The sequence below is a fragment of the Aeromonas rivipollensis genome, from assembly GCF_037811135.1.
In the GTDB taxonomy this organism is placed as follows: Bacteria; Pseudomonadota; Gammaproteobacteria; order Enterobacterales; family Aeromonadaceae; genus Aeromonas; species Aeromonas rivipollensis.
This window is the reverse complement of the sequence record NZ_CP149130.1, coordinates 1,859,816-1,875,054: the sequence shown is the minus strand read 5'-3', so window position 1 is coordinate 1,875,054 and position 15,239 is coordinate 1,859,816. Positions and strand designations below refer to the sequence as shown.

The following is a 15,239-nucleotide window of genomic DNA, read 5'->3' as shown; positions in this document are numbered from 1 at the left end:
AAAAGGGTTTTCCGCTAGGCATTGTGATTGGCGAGGAATGTAAATGGAATTTCGAGCCCAAACGTGGGGGGCTCATATAAAAATCAAGAGGATTACCGCCAATGTGTTCTATTTTCGGCATTCTGGACATCAAGACCGACTCCGCCGCCTTGCGCAAATCGGCCCTGGAGATGTCCAAGCGACTGCGTCACCGCGGGCCTGACTGGTCCGGCGTCTACAGCTCCGACAAGGCCATCCTGGTGCACGAGCGCCTGGCCATCGTCGATCCGGGCAATGGCGCCCAGCCGCTCTACAACCCCGAGCGCACTCACGTATTGGCCGTCAACGGCGAGATCTACAACCACAAGGAACTCGAGAAGAACCTCAAGGTCGACTTCAAGTTCCAGACCCACTCCGACTGCGAGGTGCTGCTGGCCCTTTACAAGGAGAAGGGCCCTGCCTTCCTGGACGATCTCAACGGCATCTTCGCCTTCATCCTCTATGACGCCGAGCAGGATGCCTATCTGATTGGCCGCGACCACATGGGGATCATCCCCCTCTATACCGGCCGCGACGAGCACGGCAATTTCTATGTGGCCTCCGAGATGAAGGCCCTGGTGCCGGTGTGCAAGAGCGTCGAGACCTTCCCGCCCGGACATTACCTCTGGAGCAAGGATGGCGAACTCAAACAGTGGTACAAGCGCGACTGGATGGAATACGGCGCGGTCGAGCACAACGCCAGCGACAAGGCCGAGCTCAAAGCCGCGCTGGAAGCGGCGGTCAAACGCCAGCTAATGTGCGACGTGCCCTATGGCGTGCTGCTCTCCGGCGGTCTGGACTCGTCGGTGATCTCCGCCATCACCAAGCTCTACGCCGCCCGCCGGGTAGAGGACGATGGCAAGAGCGAGGCCTGGTGGCCCCAGCTGCACTCCTTCGCCGTCGGCCTGGAAGGGTCGCCGGATCTCGCCGCCGCCCGCAAGGTGGCCGACCATCTGGGCACCATCCACCACCAGATCCACTTCACCGTGCAGGAAGGCTTAGATGCCCTGCGGGACGTCATCTATCACCTCGAGACCTATGACGTCACCACCATCCGTGCCTCCACGCCGATGTACCTGATGGCCCGCTACATCAAGGCGATGGGCATCAAGATGGTGCTCTCGGGAGAAGGCTCGGACGAGCTGTTCGGCGGCTACCTCTACTTCCACAAGGCCCCCAACGCCCGGGAGTTCCACGAGGAGAATGTGCGCAAGCTCGCCTCCCTGCATCTGTATGACTGCCTGCGGGCCAACAAGTCCATGGCCGCCTGGGGCGTGGAAGGCCGCGTGCCCTTCCTCGACAAGGAGTTCATGGACGTGGCGATGCGCCTGCAGCCTGCCGACAAGATGTGCGGCAACGGCAAGATCGAGAAGCACATCCTGCGGGAAGCCTTCGAGGAGCTGCTGCCCCACGAGGTGGCCTGGCGTCAGAAGGAGCAGTTCTCCGACGGCGTGGGCTACTCCTGGATTGACAGCCTCAAAGCCATGGTCGAGACCGAGGTGACGGATCAGATGTTCGAGGCGGCCGCATTCCGCTTCCCCATCAACACCCCGCTCACCAAGGAGGCCTATTTCTACCGCGCCATCTTCGACGAGCACTTCCCGCTGGAGTCCGCCGCCCGCACAGTGCCCTACGGCAAGTCGGTCGCCTGCTCCACGCCCACAGCGCTGGAATGGGATGCCAAGTTCAAGGAGATGGCCGACCCGTCCGGTCGCGCCGTGATGGACGTGCACCAGCAGAGCTACTGATCCGCAAGCGGACAGAGCCCGACCTAACAACAAAGCCCCTCTCGAGGGGCTTTGTTGTTTTCTGCCATTGCATTCCCGCTTTTTTGCTTCTCTCCTTCCCTGCTTGCCGCTTGGCGAAGGGGCTCGCTCGTGTCACATTGTTCCGGCCTGGAAGCAACAACGACACAAGGAAGAGACCATGAAACACCTGCTACTGCCCCTGGTGCTGGGCACCCTGCTGCTCAACGGCGCCGCCCGCGCGGACGAGCACCTCTGGGCCAAGGGCCTGCCCGATTACAGCCAGAACTATGACGAGACGCGGGATCCGGCGAAAGATCTGGCCGCCGCCACCACCAAGGCGCAGCAAGAGGGCAAACAGGTCCTGCTGCTGGTGGGGGGCGAGTGGTGCAGCTGGTGCCAGGAGATGAACCGCTTTCTGGACCGGGTGCCGGACCTTGCACACCAGCTCAACCGAACCTTCGTGGTGGTCAAGGTGAACGTCAGCGAGCAGAACAAGAACGAATCCTTCCTCAAGGCCTATCCCGAGTATCTGGGGGTGCCCCACTTCTACGTGCTGGACGCCCGCGGCAAGCTGCTGGAGTCCTTCAATACCGGATTGCTGGAGAAGGGGAAAAGTTACGATGAGGCCAAGTTTGGCAAGTTTATCGGCTACTTTCAGCGCCAGGCCGCCCGCAGCTGACAAACCCAGGCAATGATGCAAACACCCCGCACTGTCGCCTGACGGTGCGGGGTGTTTGTTGTTTATCACGGGGAAGGATCAGGGCTGGGCATCCGGCTGATTGGCGGGAGCCGCCTTGATAAAGGCCTGCAACTGCTCGCAGTTGGCGACGATGCGCGCGATGGTGGGGTAGTCGTCCAACGTCATGTTGAAGCGGCGGGCGTTATAGACCTGGGGCACCAGCATGCAGTCCGCCAGAGTCACCTCGTTGCCCACGCAATAGACGCCGGCGGTGGTCATCAGCAGCTGCTCCAGGGCGGTGAAGGTCTCGTCAATCCAGTGGCGATACCAGGCATCGCGCGCCGTCTTGCTCTGCCCCAGCTCCTGCTCCAGGTAGTTCAGCACCCTCAGGTTGTTGAGGGGGTGAGTGTCGCAGGCGATCATGTTGACTATCTGGCGCACCCTGGCCCGCTCCTCGGGGGCGGAAGGCATCAGGGGGTAGGCCGGATAGGTCTCGTCGAGGTACTCCATGATGGCCACCGACTGACCCAGCTGCACATCCCCGTCGATGAGAAAAGGCACCAACCCCTGGGGATTGACCCGGCGATAGGCCTTCTCTTTCTGCTCACCCTGTCTCAGATTGACCGGGTGCTGCTCATAACCAAGTCCCTTGAGTTGCAGCACCAGACGTACGCGAAAGCTGGCCGATGAACGCCAATATCCAAACAACTGCAGCATATTATGTCCCTATGGTGGCAGGTGTGTGCCACCTGCCGTGTCGCCTGCCGACCTTGGCCGGCCCAGGCCTTCCTAGCTCGTCTGGCTGGCGCCCCCTTGCGTGACCCGTTGCAAAATGGTGCCAAACAGACTCATCCCGTTGCGATCCTGCATCGCGATGGACACTGTATCACCAAAGCGAAGAAAGGGTGTAGTGGCTTGACCTGACTCGATAATTTCCAGCATCCGCCGCTCGGCGAGGCAGGAGGATCCCCGGCTTCTGTCGTAGTTGGAGACGGTACCCGAGCCTATGATGCAGCCAGCGCCAAGGGGTCTGGTCCTGGCCGCGTGGGCAATCAGCTCGAAGAAGTTGAAGGTCATGTCCAGCCCCGCATCCGGCTCTCCGAACAGGGCGCCGTTGAGCTGGGTCACCAGGGGCAGATGCACCTTGCCCTGCTGCCAGTCGCCGCCGAGCTCGTCCGGGGTGATGGCCACCGGCGAGAAGGCGCTGGAGGGTTTGGACTGAAAGAAGCCAAAGCCCTTGGCGAGCTCCCCGGGAATGAGGTTGCGCAGGCTCACATCGTTGACCAGCATCAGCAGCTTGACGTGCTCCTCTGCCCCCTGCGCGCTGGTGCCCATGGGCACGTCGTCGGTGATGACGGCCACTTCAGATTCAAAGTCGATGCCCCACTCCTCCGAGCCCATGCAGATGGGGCCGCGGGGGGCGAGGAAGCTGTCGGAGCCCCCCTGGTACATCAGGGGATCGTGCCAGAAGCTGTCCGGCATCTCGGCGCCGCGCGCCTTGCGCACCAGCTCCACGTGGTTGACGTAGGCGCTGCCGTCGGCCCACTGGTAGGCGCGGGGCAGCGGGGAGAGACAAGCCGTCTCATCGAAGGGGAAGGCATCGGCCCGGGCGCCGTCGTTGAGGGCCTGATAGACGGCGGTCAGTCGGGGGGCGAGCTCGGCCCACTCGTCCAGCGCCCCTTGCAGGGTGGGCGCTATGTCCGCCACGGCCACCGCCCGGGTCAGATCCCGGCTGACCACCACCAGGGCGCCATCGCGCTTGCCATTGTTCAAGGTTGCCAATTTCATATCTAATTCCTTATTTGCCGGGGGTGCCGTCTGGTCGCTGCCAGCTGGAAACATAGTGGGGATTCTCTATCCCCTCGCAGATCTGGCCGATCCCCAGGGCATCCCGGGTGTCGAGCATCACAGCCACCTCGTCGGTGAAGGTCTTGGCGTGGGCCTGCCCCGCCGCAAAGGCCTTGGGATGGGGGCCGTGGGTGAAACCGGCGGGATGGAAGGTGACCATGCCCCGCTCTATGTTGTCCCGGCTGAAGAAGTCCCCGGCGTGGTAGAAGAGCACCTCGTCAAAATCGTCGTTGCTGTGGTAGAAGGGCACCCGCAGCGCCCCGGGATCGCTCTCTATGGGGCGCGGCACGAAGGTGCAGATGACGAAACGGCTCGCCACGAAGGTGGAGTGGGCCGAGGGCGGCAGATGGTAGCGATGGCTCATCAGCGGGCGGATGTCCCGCCAGTTGAGGCGCACCACGCACAGATCCCCGTGCCAGCCCTGGGCATCCAGGGGGTTGAAGGGCCAGGTGATGACCGATACCTGATCGTGGCGCTTGACCTGCAGCGACCAGGGGTTTTCGTCCTGCTGGGCCAGGAAGCGCTCGTTGATGGCGGGCACCTCCAGCGCCGCCGGATCGAAGATGGCGTGGTTGCCCACCAGCCCCTTGTCCGGCAGCTGATAGCTGTCCTCCGTCGCCTCTATCATCAGGATGAACAGCGGGGCCGTCGGCTCGATGCGCCACATGGTGCCACGGGGGATCACCACATAGTCCCCCTCCCGCAGGCTGAGATGGCCGTAGTCGCAGAAGAAGTCTCCGCTCCCCTCGTGAATGAACAAGAGCTCGTCGCCGTCGGCGTTGCGCACCAGAAACGGCATTGTCTCGGTCAGGCGCCAGATCCGGTAGCGGCAGTGGGGATTGCTGAGCAGATCCGGCATCACCCAGGGGGAGAGAGAGCTCACCTCCTCCTGCAGCCCGTTCAAGTCGAACGCCCGCGGCCGCAGCGGCCCCTCCCAGTGGCTCCAGTCGGTGGGGGCATGCTTGTGGTGCATGTGGGTGGCGGGGCCGAAGAAGCCGCTGCGCCCCAGCTCGCGCTCGTAGATGGCCTGCTCGGGCAGATCGGCGTGGGCCTGGCGGGAGTGGGTCCCCTCCCGGTGGGGAAAACTGATCCAGTTACGCATGGCTCTGTGCCTCCCATGAAATAGATACCGGCTGGCGAGCTCGCATCCCGTTACGCATCGCTCGGCTCCCCTTTCTTTTCACTCTGCTCGGCCCCGCTCAGCACCCCACGGCGGATCTGATCCAGTTCAATGGATTCGAACAGTGCCTGGAAGTTGCCCTCGCCGAAGCCCTCGTTGCCCTTGCGCTGGATGATCTCGAAGAACACCGGGCCTATGACGGTGTCGGTGAAGATCTGCAGCAGAATGCCGTCCTTGGTGGGAGAGCCGTCGATCAGGATGCGCAGCGACTTGAGCGCTTCCAGATCCTCCTGATGCCCCTCCACCCGGCTGTTCACCTGCTCGTAGTAGGTGTCCGGGGTCGGCATAAAACCGGTGCCGCGACCACGCAGGGTGCGGATGGTCTGGTAGATGTCGCTGGAGCCCAGGGCTATGTGCTGTATCCCCTCCCCCTTGTACTGGCGCAGGTACTCCTCTATCTGGGACTTGTCGTCGGAGGACTCGTTGATGGGGATGCGGATCTTGCCGCAGGGGGCCGTCATGGCGCGGGAATGCAGCCCGGTCAGCTTTCCCTCGATGTCGAAGTAGCGAATTTCCCGGAAGTTGCCGATCCGCTCGTAGAAATTGGACCAGAGGTCCATGTTGCCGCGATGAACGTTGTGGGTCAGGTGATCGATCTCATAGAGCCCCGCATCCACTTCGGCCATGCGCGTCTGCCAGTCGGGATAGAAGACGAAGTCCACGTCGTAGATGGAGCCCTGCTCGCCGTAGCGGTCCACAAAGGAGAGGGTGCTCTCGCCTATGCCGTAGATGGCGGGGATGTTGAGCTCCATGGGCCCTATCTTGCCGACGAAGGGCTTGGCCCCCTTGGCGATGGCGTACTGCTGGGCACGGCCCGCGTCGCTCACCCGAAATGCCATGCCACAGACGCTGGGCCCGTGCAGGCTGGCGAACTGCTCCGCCTGGGAGTGGGGCTCGGCGTTGACCACGAAATTGATGTCCCCCTGGCGGTAGAGCCAGCACTGCTTGTGCTTGTGCCTGGCCACCTCGGCAAACCCGAGCGACACGAACAGCGCCTTGAGGGCGGCAATACCCTTGAGATCCGGAGCCGTGTACTCGACGAATTCGAACCCATCGGTGCCGAGGGGATTGATGCTGTGGGAAGGGGAAGAAGAGGTCGTCATGATGCGCTCCTTGCGATGGACTGATAACGAAACGGGTCACGCCGGGGAGGCTCGACAGGCAGCCCAGACGGCGTTGTTAACAACTTGTTTCATTAGAGGCAGGAGCGGGGCAGAAGAGAAGAGGCGGGTTTCAGATAGTTTGGCGAGGGCCGCCGTCAGAAGATGTAAATAGAATGTGACATTGAGGCCTGAGCCTTGCGGACAGCCCCACGGCGCTCCGCCGGGCTGTCAGCTTTGCCTTACAGGTGCCAGCTTTTCACCTCGAGATGGGGCAGGTGGACCCTGGCCTGCTGCAGTCGGCGGGTGCTGGGGTTGATGAACCAGGCCTGCTGCCCCAGCGCCAGCAGCGGCAAGTCGTGCAGGCTGTCACTCAAGGCCAGCGTCACCCTGAGGGCGCGGATCTCGGGCAGGATCTTGTGCCGCCCGTGGCAATAAAAACGCGGCACCAGGCCGCCAAGGCGATAGCCCATCTGCGAGCCTGTGATGCGATGGGGAAGCCGTGGCAGTTGTCGATGGAGCTGGGCACGGACCAAAGCCCGGGGGCTGGCGGAGATGACCCAGCAGCGCGCCCTTTCGGCCATCAGCAGGGCGCGGGCCTCCCGAAACAGCCCGGGCCGGGTGTGGCAATAGGCCCGCACCAGCTGGCGCCAACCCAGCGGCGAGAGCCCTAGGGTGATGGCCCACCAGATAAGCGAAATTCCCTGACGCCGCAGGCTGGGCACCAGATACACCAGGCCACCCAGTGCGATCACTGGCAGCAGCAGGAGCGGCCAGCGGCGCCGGCGCAGGATGAAACGCAGCAGGCCGGCGTGGCTGTCGCCGGGTGCCAGGGTGTCGTCAAAGTCGGCCAGGATCCAGCTCGAGCCGGGCGCCCCGCGGGAGCCCGTCATTCGCCCAATCCCGCTATGGCGGTGTGCAGTTCTGGCAGGAGGAACAGCTCCCCATCATCCGGCGGGCAGACGAGGTCGAAGGCCTCCCCTGCCAGGGTAAACTGCAGGCGCCAGGCGTGCAGATAGCCGCGATCGGCTGCCGTGCCACCGTAGCGCTCGTCCCCGAGGATGGGGGCACCAATGCTTTTCAAGGCCACCCGGATCTGGTGGGTCTTGCCGGTCTGGGGCTTGATGCGATAGAGCCGTAGCCCCTCTCGCACCGAGACGGAGTCGAACCAGCTGATGGCCGGGTTCTCCTGGGTGCGGGCCAGCATCCAGCTGCCGCCACGCCCTTTCTCCATGTCTCCCTTGACCCAGCCCTGTTTCTTCTTCGGCTTGCGATCGGAGAGGGCCAGATACTGCTTGCTCACCTCCCGGGCGGCAAAGGCCATGCTGAGTGCGCGGTTCGCCTCCGGGGTGCGGGCCAGCAGCACCAGCCCCGAGGTCATCTTGTCGAGGCGATGAACGGGGTAGAGTGTCAACCCGGTCTCGGTGCGCAGCCGGTTGACGAGCCCGGGCTCACCGCCCTCGTCATGCATGCCAAGGCCTGGGCCTTTGTTGATCACCATGAAATCTTTGTGCTGCAACTGTATCCGGTACATCTATAACCCTTTAGAATGTGATTTGTTAACAAGTTGAATGCGGGCCTGCTGGCCACCCCATGGATCCACAGCACAAGAATCGCACGGATGAAGAGATACTTGTTTTGGCTGCTATTGCTTGGCGCCAGTTACGCTTTCCCTGTCCTGGCAAGTGAGCGTCCCCATGAGCCTCCGGATCGGGTCGTCTTGCAGTTGCGCTGGCTGCATCAACCCCAGTTTGTGGGCTATCACATGGCCAAGGCGAAGGGGTTCTATGCCGATGCCGGATTGGATGTCGAGATAAGGCCAGGCGGCAAGGGGGTCAGCCCGGTACAGGAAGTGCTGAGCGGCCGTGCCGACTTTGGCGTCGGCAACACAGAGGTGCTCACCAGCTACGTCAATGGCGAACCCCTGCTGGCGCTCGCCTGCGTCTATCAGCACTCCCCCTCCATCTTCCTGGCCCGTCGCGACAGCGGCATTCTCACCGTTGCGGACATGCGTGGCAAACGGATCATGATGTTTCCCGGCCATCAGGATGCCGAACTGCTCGCCACCCTCTACTATCAGGGACTGCACGAACGCCAGCTCATCCCTGTGCCCACCTCGGTCAACATAGACGATCTGATCACGGGCAAGATCGACATCTTCAACGCCTATCTCAGCAACGAGCCCTTCTATCTGGAGGAGCACGGCGTTTCTGTCTCCGTCATCAACCCCCGCAACTACGGCATCGATTTTTACAGCGACATCCTGTTCACCACCCAGAACGAGGAGCGCACCAACCCGGAGCGGGTGGCAAAGTTTCGGGCCGCCAGCCTCAAGGGGTGGCGCTACGCCCTCGCCCACCCGACCGAGGCCATCGACCTGCTGCGCAAGGAGTATGCCGTCAACCGCAGCCAGGCCCACATGGAGTACGAGCTGCAGATGAGCAAGGAGATGATACAGCCGCTCTATGTGGAGATCGGGTATATGAATCCGGATCGCTTCGCCCACATCATGCAGCAGCTGGTCGAGATAGGCCTGGTCCCGAGGGCGGTGCCGCTGACCCGTTTTCTCTATCAGGCCCCCTCAGCGCAGTGGATCTTCTGGCGCCCCTGGTTCTTGCTGAGCCTGGGAGTCGGCGCCCTCATACTGCTGCTCTCCCTCTATCTGCTTGTCAGCAACAAGCGGCTCAATCGGGAGGTGACACTGCGCAAGTTGCGCGAGCAGGAGATACTGCAGCTGGCCCGCCTCGATCCCCTCACCGGCCTGCCCAATCGCCTGAGCCTGATGGAGCAGCTGAAGACGCAAGTTCAGCTCGAGGATCCCGGCTGCCTGCTGTTTTGCGATCTCGATGACTTCAAGCGCATCAATGACAACTTCGGCCACAGCCAGGGGGACGCCATCCTCTGCCAGCTGGCCAGGCGGCTCCATGATGCCATCGGTCACCAGTGCTATTTTGCCCGGTTGGCGGGGGATGAATTCATCCTGCTGCTGCCCGGCTACAGCTGTGCCCAGGCGCAGGATGTGACCGAGGTGATCCGGCACGCCATGCAGGCCCCCTTCGTGGTCAATGGCCAGGCCATGCAGGTCGGGATCAGCATAGGGGTCAGCCACTACCAGAGTGGCTGGAGCCCGGAGCAATGGCTCATCCAGGCTGACAGGGCCATGTATTGCGACAAGAGCGGCGGTTTCATTGCGCTGGCGGAGCAGACGAGCTGACGGCGGCCCAAGCGCCACGGTTCCACAGGACGCGTCATGCAACAAGGCCACCCCGGGGTGGCCTTGTTGTCATCTTGTGCCTGCTCGACGCGGGCGTCAGCCGAAGGTCTGTCCCAGGGACTTGAGCTGGCGCGCCTTGGTGAGCAGTATGTCGCTCGAGGCATCCATGTCGTGCATCTTGTTGCTGTTGGTGTGGGAGTGCTGGGAGATGGCGTTGACGTTTCGGCTGATGTCCTCCACCACCGCCTGCTGCTCCTCCGCCGCCGCCGAGATCTGGGTCGACAGATCCACCACCCGCTCTATCTCGGCCAGCACCTGATGCAGGCTCTGTGAGCCCTGCCGGGTCAGGGTCACGCAGGACTGGGTCTGCTCCAGGTTCTGCTGCATCATCCCCTTCCAGCCATTCAGGGTGCGCTGGATCTGCCCTATGCTGCCCTGGATCTGCTCGGTCGCCTTGTGGGTCCGGGTTGAGAGGGTGCGCACCTCGTCCGCCACCACGGCGAAACCGCGTCCCTGCTCCCCCGCCCGGGCTGCCTCTATGGCGGCATTGAGGGCCAGCAGATTGGTCTGATCCGCTATGCCCTGGATCTCGTTCATCAGGACCCCGATGCGATCCGACTCCTCCGCCAGCGCCACCGCCGCCGTGAAGGCGTGCTCGGCCTGAGTGGCCAGCTCGGTGACCTTGTGCTGGGTATCCTCCAGCTGCTGATTGGTGTGCTGGCAATGTACCTTGGCCTGGGCGATCTGGTTGTCGGTCTCCTGGATGTTGCGGGCTATCTCGTGGGCCGTCGCCGCCATCTCCGTGATGGCGGTCGCCACCTGCTGGGTCTGGATGTCCTGCTCGGCGATGTCGGCGCTCGTCTCGCTGGAGGCGGTCTTGAGATGGACCGCCAGATCCTGCAGGGAGAGGGTGGCATCGTCCACCCGCCCGAGCACTGTGCGGATCCTGGCCTGCAGCAGCTTGATGTGGAAATCGGCGATGGCGCTGGGTTCATCCCCCGAGTAGATGAGTCGGGTCAGGCTGTCGTACTCCTCGGCCAGCTGGCTCAGGTAACGGGGAGTGGTGATGAGGGTGTGACGATAGAGGAGGCCGAGCCACAAGAGGGGCAGCAGCATGAACAGGGCCCCCAGAGGCCCCGTCAGATAGGCCCCCGCCGCCAGTATCAGCAGAATCCCGGTGATGGCCAGCCCATGGCGCACGGGGCGCAGGCTCAGGCCCGCCTTGCGCTCCCCCCGCTCCACCGCCCTCAATCGCCCGTAGGTGCGGGCGGCGACGGCCTTCATCCCGGGCTCGGCCCGGTTGCGCACCGACTGATAGCCGCTTATCCGCCCCTGCTCGAAGATGGGGGTGACATAGGCATCCACCCAGTAGTAGCGGCCATCCTTGCAGCGGTTCTTCACCATGCCGCGCCAAGGTTTGCCCTGCTTCAGCTTGCCCCAGAGATCGGCGAAGGCCGCCTTGGGCATGTCAGGGTGGCGCACCATGTTGTGGTGCTGCCCTATCATCTCTGCCCTGCTGTATCCCGCCACCCGGCAGAAGTGGTCATTGGCATAAGTAATGACCCCCTGAAGATCCGTGGTGGAAACCAGCTGTTCATTGGACGGAAAATCCACCTCTTCATCAACGAGATGAATCTGGGTTCTGTTCATGGCGCACGCCTCTTGTTTGATAACTCAGTTAGCGTAGTCAAGCCATGGCGGCCCGGCCAACAAGGCCCCTCAGACAGTGGGGATGACTGAGAGACCGTCCTCTGGATCTATGACGGCGGCCTCACTTCTCCACCGCCGGATTGCATTCACGTTCCCGGATCAGCTTCTTGTTCACCTTGCCGACACTGGTCTTGGGGATCTCCTGCACTATGCGGATCTGGCGCGGTATGGCCCAGCGATTGATGCGACCGCTGTCGACGAACCCCTGCAGGTGGGCCTTGATGGCCTGCGCATCCAGATGCGCCCCCTCCTTGCCGACCACCAGGGCCAGAGGGCGCTCCCCCCACTGCGGGTCCGGCACCCCGATCACGGCCACCGCATGGACGCAGGCGTGAGCGCTGATGAGGCTCTCCAGCGCCAGGGAGCTTATCCACTCGCCCCCTGTCTTGATCACATCCTTGATGCGATCCTTGATCTCCACGGTGCCGTCCGGGGTGATGGAGGCCATGTCCCCCGTGTGCAGCCAGCCCCCTTCCCAGAGCTCGGCCCCCTTGTCCGGCTCTTTCAGGTAGCCCTGGGCCAGCCAGGGAGCACGCACCACTATCTCCCCCATGGTCTGGCCATCGTGAGCCAGCGCCCGGTCCTGCTCATCGATGATGCGCAAGTCCACCAGCCCGATGGGCTTGCCGGTGCGGATCCGCAGCGGCAGTTGCTGGGCCATGGGCAGCGCCAGCTCCTCGGGAGCGAGGTGCACCACGCACAGCAGCGGGCAGGTCTCCGACATGCCGTAACCGGCGTGCACCAGTATCCCCTGTCGGTGGGCCTGGGTCGCCAGCCCGAGCGGCAGCGCACTGCCCCCCAGCAGCATCTTCCAGCCCGCAAGGGAAGTTTTTGCTGCCTCCTCGCAGTCGAGGATCATCTGCAATATGGTCGGCACGCAGTGGGAGAAGCTAACCCCCTCGTCGCGATAGAGCCGTACCAGCTTGTCCGGCTCGTAACGCCCCGGATAGACCTGCTTCACCCCCAGCATGGTCGCCACATAGGGGACGCCCCAGGCATGGACGTGGAACATGGGGGTGATGGGCATGTAGACATCGTCCGAGCAGAGCAGGGACTGGCCCGCATGGGCCGCCAGGGTGCCCAGTTCGTTGAGGGTATGCAGCACCAGCTGGCGGTGGCTGAAGTAGACACCCTTGGGATCCCCGGTGGTGCCCGTGGTGTAGAACAGGGTCGCCACCGAATTCTCGTCAAAATCGGGGAAGTCGAAGTGGTCGTCCGCCCCGGCCAAGAGCGTCTCGTACTCCCCGAGCAGGGGCAGTGTGGTGGAGGGCTGCTCCCCATCGGTCAGGCGGATATAGCCGCGCACCGTGGGCAGCTTCTCCTGGATGCTCGCCATCATGGGCAGGAAGTCGTCATGGACCAGCACCAGATGATCCTCGGCGTGGTGCATGGTGAAGGCGATCTGCTCCGGCGAGAGGCGCACGTTCACCGTGTGCAGCACGGCACCTATCATGGGCACGGCGAAGAAGCATTCGAGGGAGCGGTGGCTGTCCCAGTCCAGCAGGGCGACCGTGTCCCCCGGCCCTATGCCCGAGGCCGTCAGCAGGTTGGCGAGGCGGTGGATGCGCTGGTTGAGGGTACGATAGTCATAGCGCAGCCGATCTGCGTAGACGATCTCCCTGCCCGGGTACTGGCGCACCCCGGATAGCAGCAGGCTCTTGATCAGCAAGGGATAGGCATGGGCTCCCTGGGCTGGCGGTATGATCCTTGTCTTCACCATACGGACTCCTTCCGATTCGTGTCTGGGCGCAGGGAGGCATCCCTCCCTCGCAATGGGGTTAGCGGGCGTCGAGACGCCCGAGCAAGGCCTCGGCCTGGGGCCAGGGGCCAAATCCGCTCGCCGGGTTGAGGTGTCCCACGGCCCCGGCGTCCACCAGCTCGCTCCCCCAGTCCAGGGCCAGGGCACGCACGGCCGCCGGGCTCGCCAGGGGATCGTTGTGGCTCATCACCACCAGGCTCGGGAACGGCATCTTCATGCGGGGCAGCGGATGCCAGCCTCCGGCCTGCATGGCCTCCGGGCTCGGGTAATGGGATGGCCAGCTGGCGTCCAGATCCGGCGGCGTCACCAGCAGGGCGCCCCGGATGGGGTGGCGATGCCAGGCAGCGCCCTGCTGCGCCACCCAGTGAGCCAGCATCAACACCCCGGCGCTGTGAGCCACCAGGATCACCGGGCCCTGGATGCGCGCCAGCGCCTGCGTTATGGCCTCGACCCTGGCCTGGCAGCTCAACTTGTCCGAGGTCAAAGGCGGCACTGTCACCACCTTCTCAAGCCCCTCGGCGAGCAGGGTCTGCCAGTGATCCGCCACATGGTCACGCAGGCCAGGCACTATCAGTACTGTAGCCTCGGGCTGAAATGCCTTCATCTCTCTCCCCCTGTTCAGGCGCTCCGGCGACGGCCGGATGACATCAAGACCACAGTAAGGTGCCAGGCTCCCTACTGCTTTACCTTGGATGCCATGGAGTTGTCTTTTTGCGACAGAGACTCGGCCGGACAAGGCGGCGATCACGGGGTCGGGACGCCATCGGAAGCGGACTGTGAGCGAGCTCACCCCCTGGGATCTGCGACTAACAGATAAGTTAATAAGCCTTCCCATGATGTAGCCGAAATGATAATAAATGGTTAACAACCAGCAGATGAGCTGTCGCCATGGGAACTGCATCATGACCCTCCTTGCCAGAGCCGCCACCCTCACCAACTATCTCGATGTCGCCCGCCAACTGGGCCTCAATACCCCCAGCCTGTTGTCGCAAGCCGGCCTCAGCGCCTCCATTCTGGATGTGCCCAATCAGCGCATTCCCGTCTCCACCATCGTCAACCTGCTCGAGCTGTCCGCCCGTACCGGGAACTGCCAGAGCCTGGGTCTGCGCATGGCGGAGCATCGCCAGCTGTCGGACTTTGGCGAGGTCAGCCTGCTGCTGAGCTATCAGCCCAACCTGCGCGAGGCCTTGCAGGTCATAGTGCAGTACATTCACCTGTTCAATAATGCCCTGGCCATCTTCATCGAGGAGGCGGGCAAGGCGGTGATCATTCGCGAGGAGATCATCACGGACGCCCCCATGCCGTCGCGCCAGGCCACCGAGCTCGCGGTCGGCGTCATGTATCGCTTCTGTGCGGCCCAGGTCGGGGTTGGCGCCAACTGGCATCCCATCAGCGTCAACTTCACCCATGATGCGCCGGCGGATCTCTCCATCCACAAGCGACTGTTCGGCTGCAAGCTGGAGTTTGGCAGCGAGTTCAACGGCATCGTCTGCCAGGCCGCCGATCTGGACATTCCGAACCCTCTGGCCAACCAGGCCATGGCCCGTCATGCCCGCCAGTACCTCGACACCCTGCTGGTGGAGACCCAGCAATCCCTGATGACGGACGTGCGCAAGGCCATCTACCTGCTGCTGCCCATGGGGCGCGCCACCATAGAGCAGATAGCCCGCACCCTGGGGATGAACGTGCGCACCCTGCAGCGCCATCTGGAGGAGAGCGGCGTCACCTTCAGCGAGCTGGTCAACGACGTTCGCCGGGATCTGGTGATGCGCTACCTGCAAAACTCCGGCTATTCGCTGGGCCACATCGCCGACATGCTGGGTTACTCCATGCCGAGCTCCTTCACCCGCTGGTTCAGCGCCCAGTTCGGCATGCCGCCGGCCACCTGGCGCTCCCGCCACAAGAGCCTGCCCAAGGTGTCCCAGCCCGCACCCGCTGGCCTCGCCTACGGCTGAGCACAGGCACCATTCGCCAGACGAGAGA

The 15,239-nt window shown here is 63.3% G+C and carries 13 protein-coding genes; 4 read left to right on the top strand and 9 right to left on the bottom strand.

Going from position 1 to position 15,239, the window contains the following annotated elements:
- Positions 1 to 101: 101 nt before the first annotated feature.
- Together asnB and WIR04_RS08565 are read left to right on the top strand one after the other, a co-directional pair.
- The gene (gene asnB / locus WIR04_RS08570; protein WP_338891921.1) at positions 102 to 1,766 is read left to right on the top strand and encodes an asparagine synthase B; all 1,665 of its coding nucleotides are present in this window, start codon (positions 102 to 104) and stop codon (positions 1,764 to 1,766) included.
- A gap of 178 nt (positions 1,767 to 1,944) precedes the next feature.
- The gene (locus WIR04_RS08565) at positions 1,945 to 2,445 is read left to right on the top strand and encodes a thioredoxin family protein (protein WP_338891919.1); all 501 of its coding nucleotides are present in this window, start codon (positions 1,945 to 1,947) and stop codon (positions 2,443 to 2,445) included.
- A 78-nt stretch (positions 2,446 to 2,523) separates the two neighbouring features.
- Here WIR04_RS08565 and maiA read toward each other — a convergent pair whose 3' ends face one another.
- The 6 genes from maiA to WIR04_RS08535 all read right to left on the bottom strand — a co-directional run bounded on the left by maiA (position 2,524) and on the right by WIR04_RS08535 (position 8,107).
- A complete protein-coding gene (maiA, locus tag WIR04_RS08560; protein ID WP_338891917.1) occupies positions 2,524 to 3,162 on the bottom strand; it encodes a maleylacetoacetate isomerase in 639 nt (212 codons plus the stop codon).
- A gap of 72 nt (positions 3,163 to 3,234) precedes the next feature.
- Positions 3,235 to 4,233, bottom strand: coding sequence for a fumarylacetoacetate hydrolase family protein (locus WIR04_RS08555; protein WP_025327307.1), 999 nt, complete (start codon positions 4,231 to 4,233; stop codon positions 3,235 to 3,237).
- 10 nt (positions 4,234 to 4,243) lie between these two features.
- A complete protein-coding gene (locus WIR04_RS08550; RefSeq protein WP_025327308.1) occupies positions 4,244 to 5,395 on the bottom strand; it encodes a homogentisate 1,2-dioxygenase in 1,152 nt (383 codons plus the stop codon).
- 50 nt (positions 5,396 to 5,445) lie between these two features.
- Positions 5,446 to 6,579, bottom strand: a complete 1,134-nt coding sequence (gene hppD, locus WIR04_RS08545; RefSeq protein ID WP_420883460.1) for a 4-hydroxyphenylpyruvate dioxygenase — start codon at positions 6,577 to 6,579, stop codon at positions 5,446 to 5,448.
- 236 nt (positions 6,580 to 6,815) lie between these two features.
- Positions 6,816 to 7,466 carry an HAD family hydrolase gene (locus tag WIR04_RS08540; protein ID WP_338891911.1) on the bottom strand — a complete coding sequence of 217 codons (651 nt, stop codon included), beginning with the start codon at positions 7,464 to 7,466 and terminating at the stop codon, positions 6,816 to 6,818.
- Positions 7,463 to 8,107 (bottom strand): TIGR01621 family pseudouridine synthase, encoded by a 645-nt coding sequence (locus WIR04_RS08535; RefSeq protein WP_338891908.1) that lies wholly within the window; start codon positions 8,105 to 8,107, stop codon positions 7,463 to 7,465. The genes WIR04_RS08540 and WIR04_RS08535 overlap by 4 nt, the downstream gene beginning before the upstream one ends.
- Positions 8,108 to 8,194: 87 nt before the next feature.
- Between WIR04_RS08535 and WIR04_RS08530 the strand changes: the two genes are divergently transcribed.
- Complete coding sequence (locus WIR04_RS08530) at positions 8,195 to 9,787, top strand: ABC transporter substrate-binding protein (protein ID WP_338891906.1); 1,593 nt, start codon at positions 8,195 to 8,197, stop codon at positions 9,785 to 9,787.
- A 96-nt stretch (positions 9,788 to 9,883) separates the two neighbouring features.
- Here WIR04_RS08530 and WIR04_RS08525 read toward each other — a convergent pair whose 3' ends face one another.
- From WIR04_RS08525 to WIR04_RS08515, 3 genes are all read right to left on the bottom strand, one after another.
- A complete protein-coding gene (locus WIR04_RS08525) occupies positions 9,884 to 11,437 on the bottom strand; it encodes a PAS domain-containing methyl-accepting chemotaxis protein (protein ID WP_338891904.1) in 1,554 nt (517 codons plus the stop codon).
- 121 nt (positions 11,438 to 11,558) lie between these two features.
- Positions 11,559 to 13,217, bottom strand: coding sequence for a fatty acid--CoA ligase (locus WIR04_RS08520; RefSeq protein ID WP_338891903.1), 1,659 nt, complete (start codon positions 13,215 to 13,217; stop codon positions 11,559 to 11,561).
- A 58-nt stretch (positions 13,218 to 13,275) separates the two neighbouring features.
- Positions 13,276 to 13,860, bottom strand: a complete 585-nt coding sequence (locus WIR04_RS08515; RefSeq protein ID WP_338891901.1) for an RBBP9/YdeN family alpha/beta hydrolase — start codon at positions 13,858 to 13,860, stop codon at positions 13,276 to 13,278.
- A 298-nt stretch (positions 13,861 to 14,158) separates the two neighbouring features.
- Here WIR04_RS08515 and WIR04_RS08510 point away from each other — a divergent pair, with 298 nt between their 5' ends.
- Entirely contained in the window at positions 14,159 to 15,211 is a 1,053-nt protein-coding gene (locus tag WIR04_RS08510; RefSeq protein ID WP_338891899.1) for an AraC family transcriptional regulator, read from the top strand.
- Positions 15,212 to 15,239 lie beyond the last annotated feature (28 nt).

Excerpts from the sequence above, each read along its gene's own strand:
- asnB (WP_338891921.1), top strand. The coding sequence starts at position 102 with ATGTGTTCTATTTTCGGCATTCTGGACATCAAGACCGACTCCGCCGCC.
- WIR04_RS08565 (WP_338891919.1), top strand. The coding sequence starts at position 1,945 with ATGAAACACCTGCTACTGCCCCTGGTGCTGGGCACCCTGCTGCTCAAC.
- maiA (WP_338891917.1), bottom strand. The coding sequence starts at position 3,162 with ATGCTGCAGTTGTTTGGATATTGGCGTTCATCGGCCAGCTTTCGCGTA.
- WIR04_RS08555 (WP_025327307.1), bottom strand. The coding sequence starts at position 4,233 with ATGAAATTGGCAACCTTGAACAATGGCAAGCGCGATGGCGCCCTGGTG.
- WIR04_RS08550 (WP_025327308.1), bottom strand. The coding sequence starts at position 5,395 with ATGCGTAACTGGATCAGTTTTCCCCACCGGGAGGGGACCCACTCCCGC.
- WIR04_RS08540 (WP_338891911.1), bottom strand. The coding sequence starts at position 7,466 with ATGACGGGCTCCCGCGGGGCGCCCGGCTCGAGCTGGATCCTGGCCGAC.
- WIR04_RS08535 (WP_338891908.1), bottom strand. The coding sequence starts at position 8,107 with ATGTACCGGATACAGTTGCAGCACAAAGATTTCATGGTGATCAACAAA.
- WIR04_RS08530 (WP_338891906.1), top strand. The coding sequence starts at position 8,195 with ATGAAGAGATACTTGTTTTGGCTGCTATTGCTTGGCGCCAGTTACGCT.
- WIR04_RS08525 (WP_338891904.1), bottom strand. The coding sequence starts at position 11,437 with ATGAACAGAACCCAGATTCATCTCGTTGATGAAGAGGTGGATTTTCCG.
- WIR04_RS08520 (WP_338891903.1), bottom strand. The coding sequence starts at position 13,217 with ATGGTGAAGACAAGGATCATACCGCCAGCCCAGGGAGCCCATGCCTAT.
- WIR04_RS08515 (WP_338891901.1), bottom strand. The coding sequence starts at position 13,860 with ATGAAGGCATTTCAGCCCGAGGCTACAGTACTGATAGTGCCTGGCCTG.
- WIR04_RS08510 (WP_338891899.1), top strand. The coding sequence starts at position 14,159 with ATGACCCTCCTTGCCAGAGCCGCCACCCTCACCAACTATCTCGATGTC.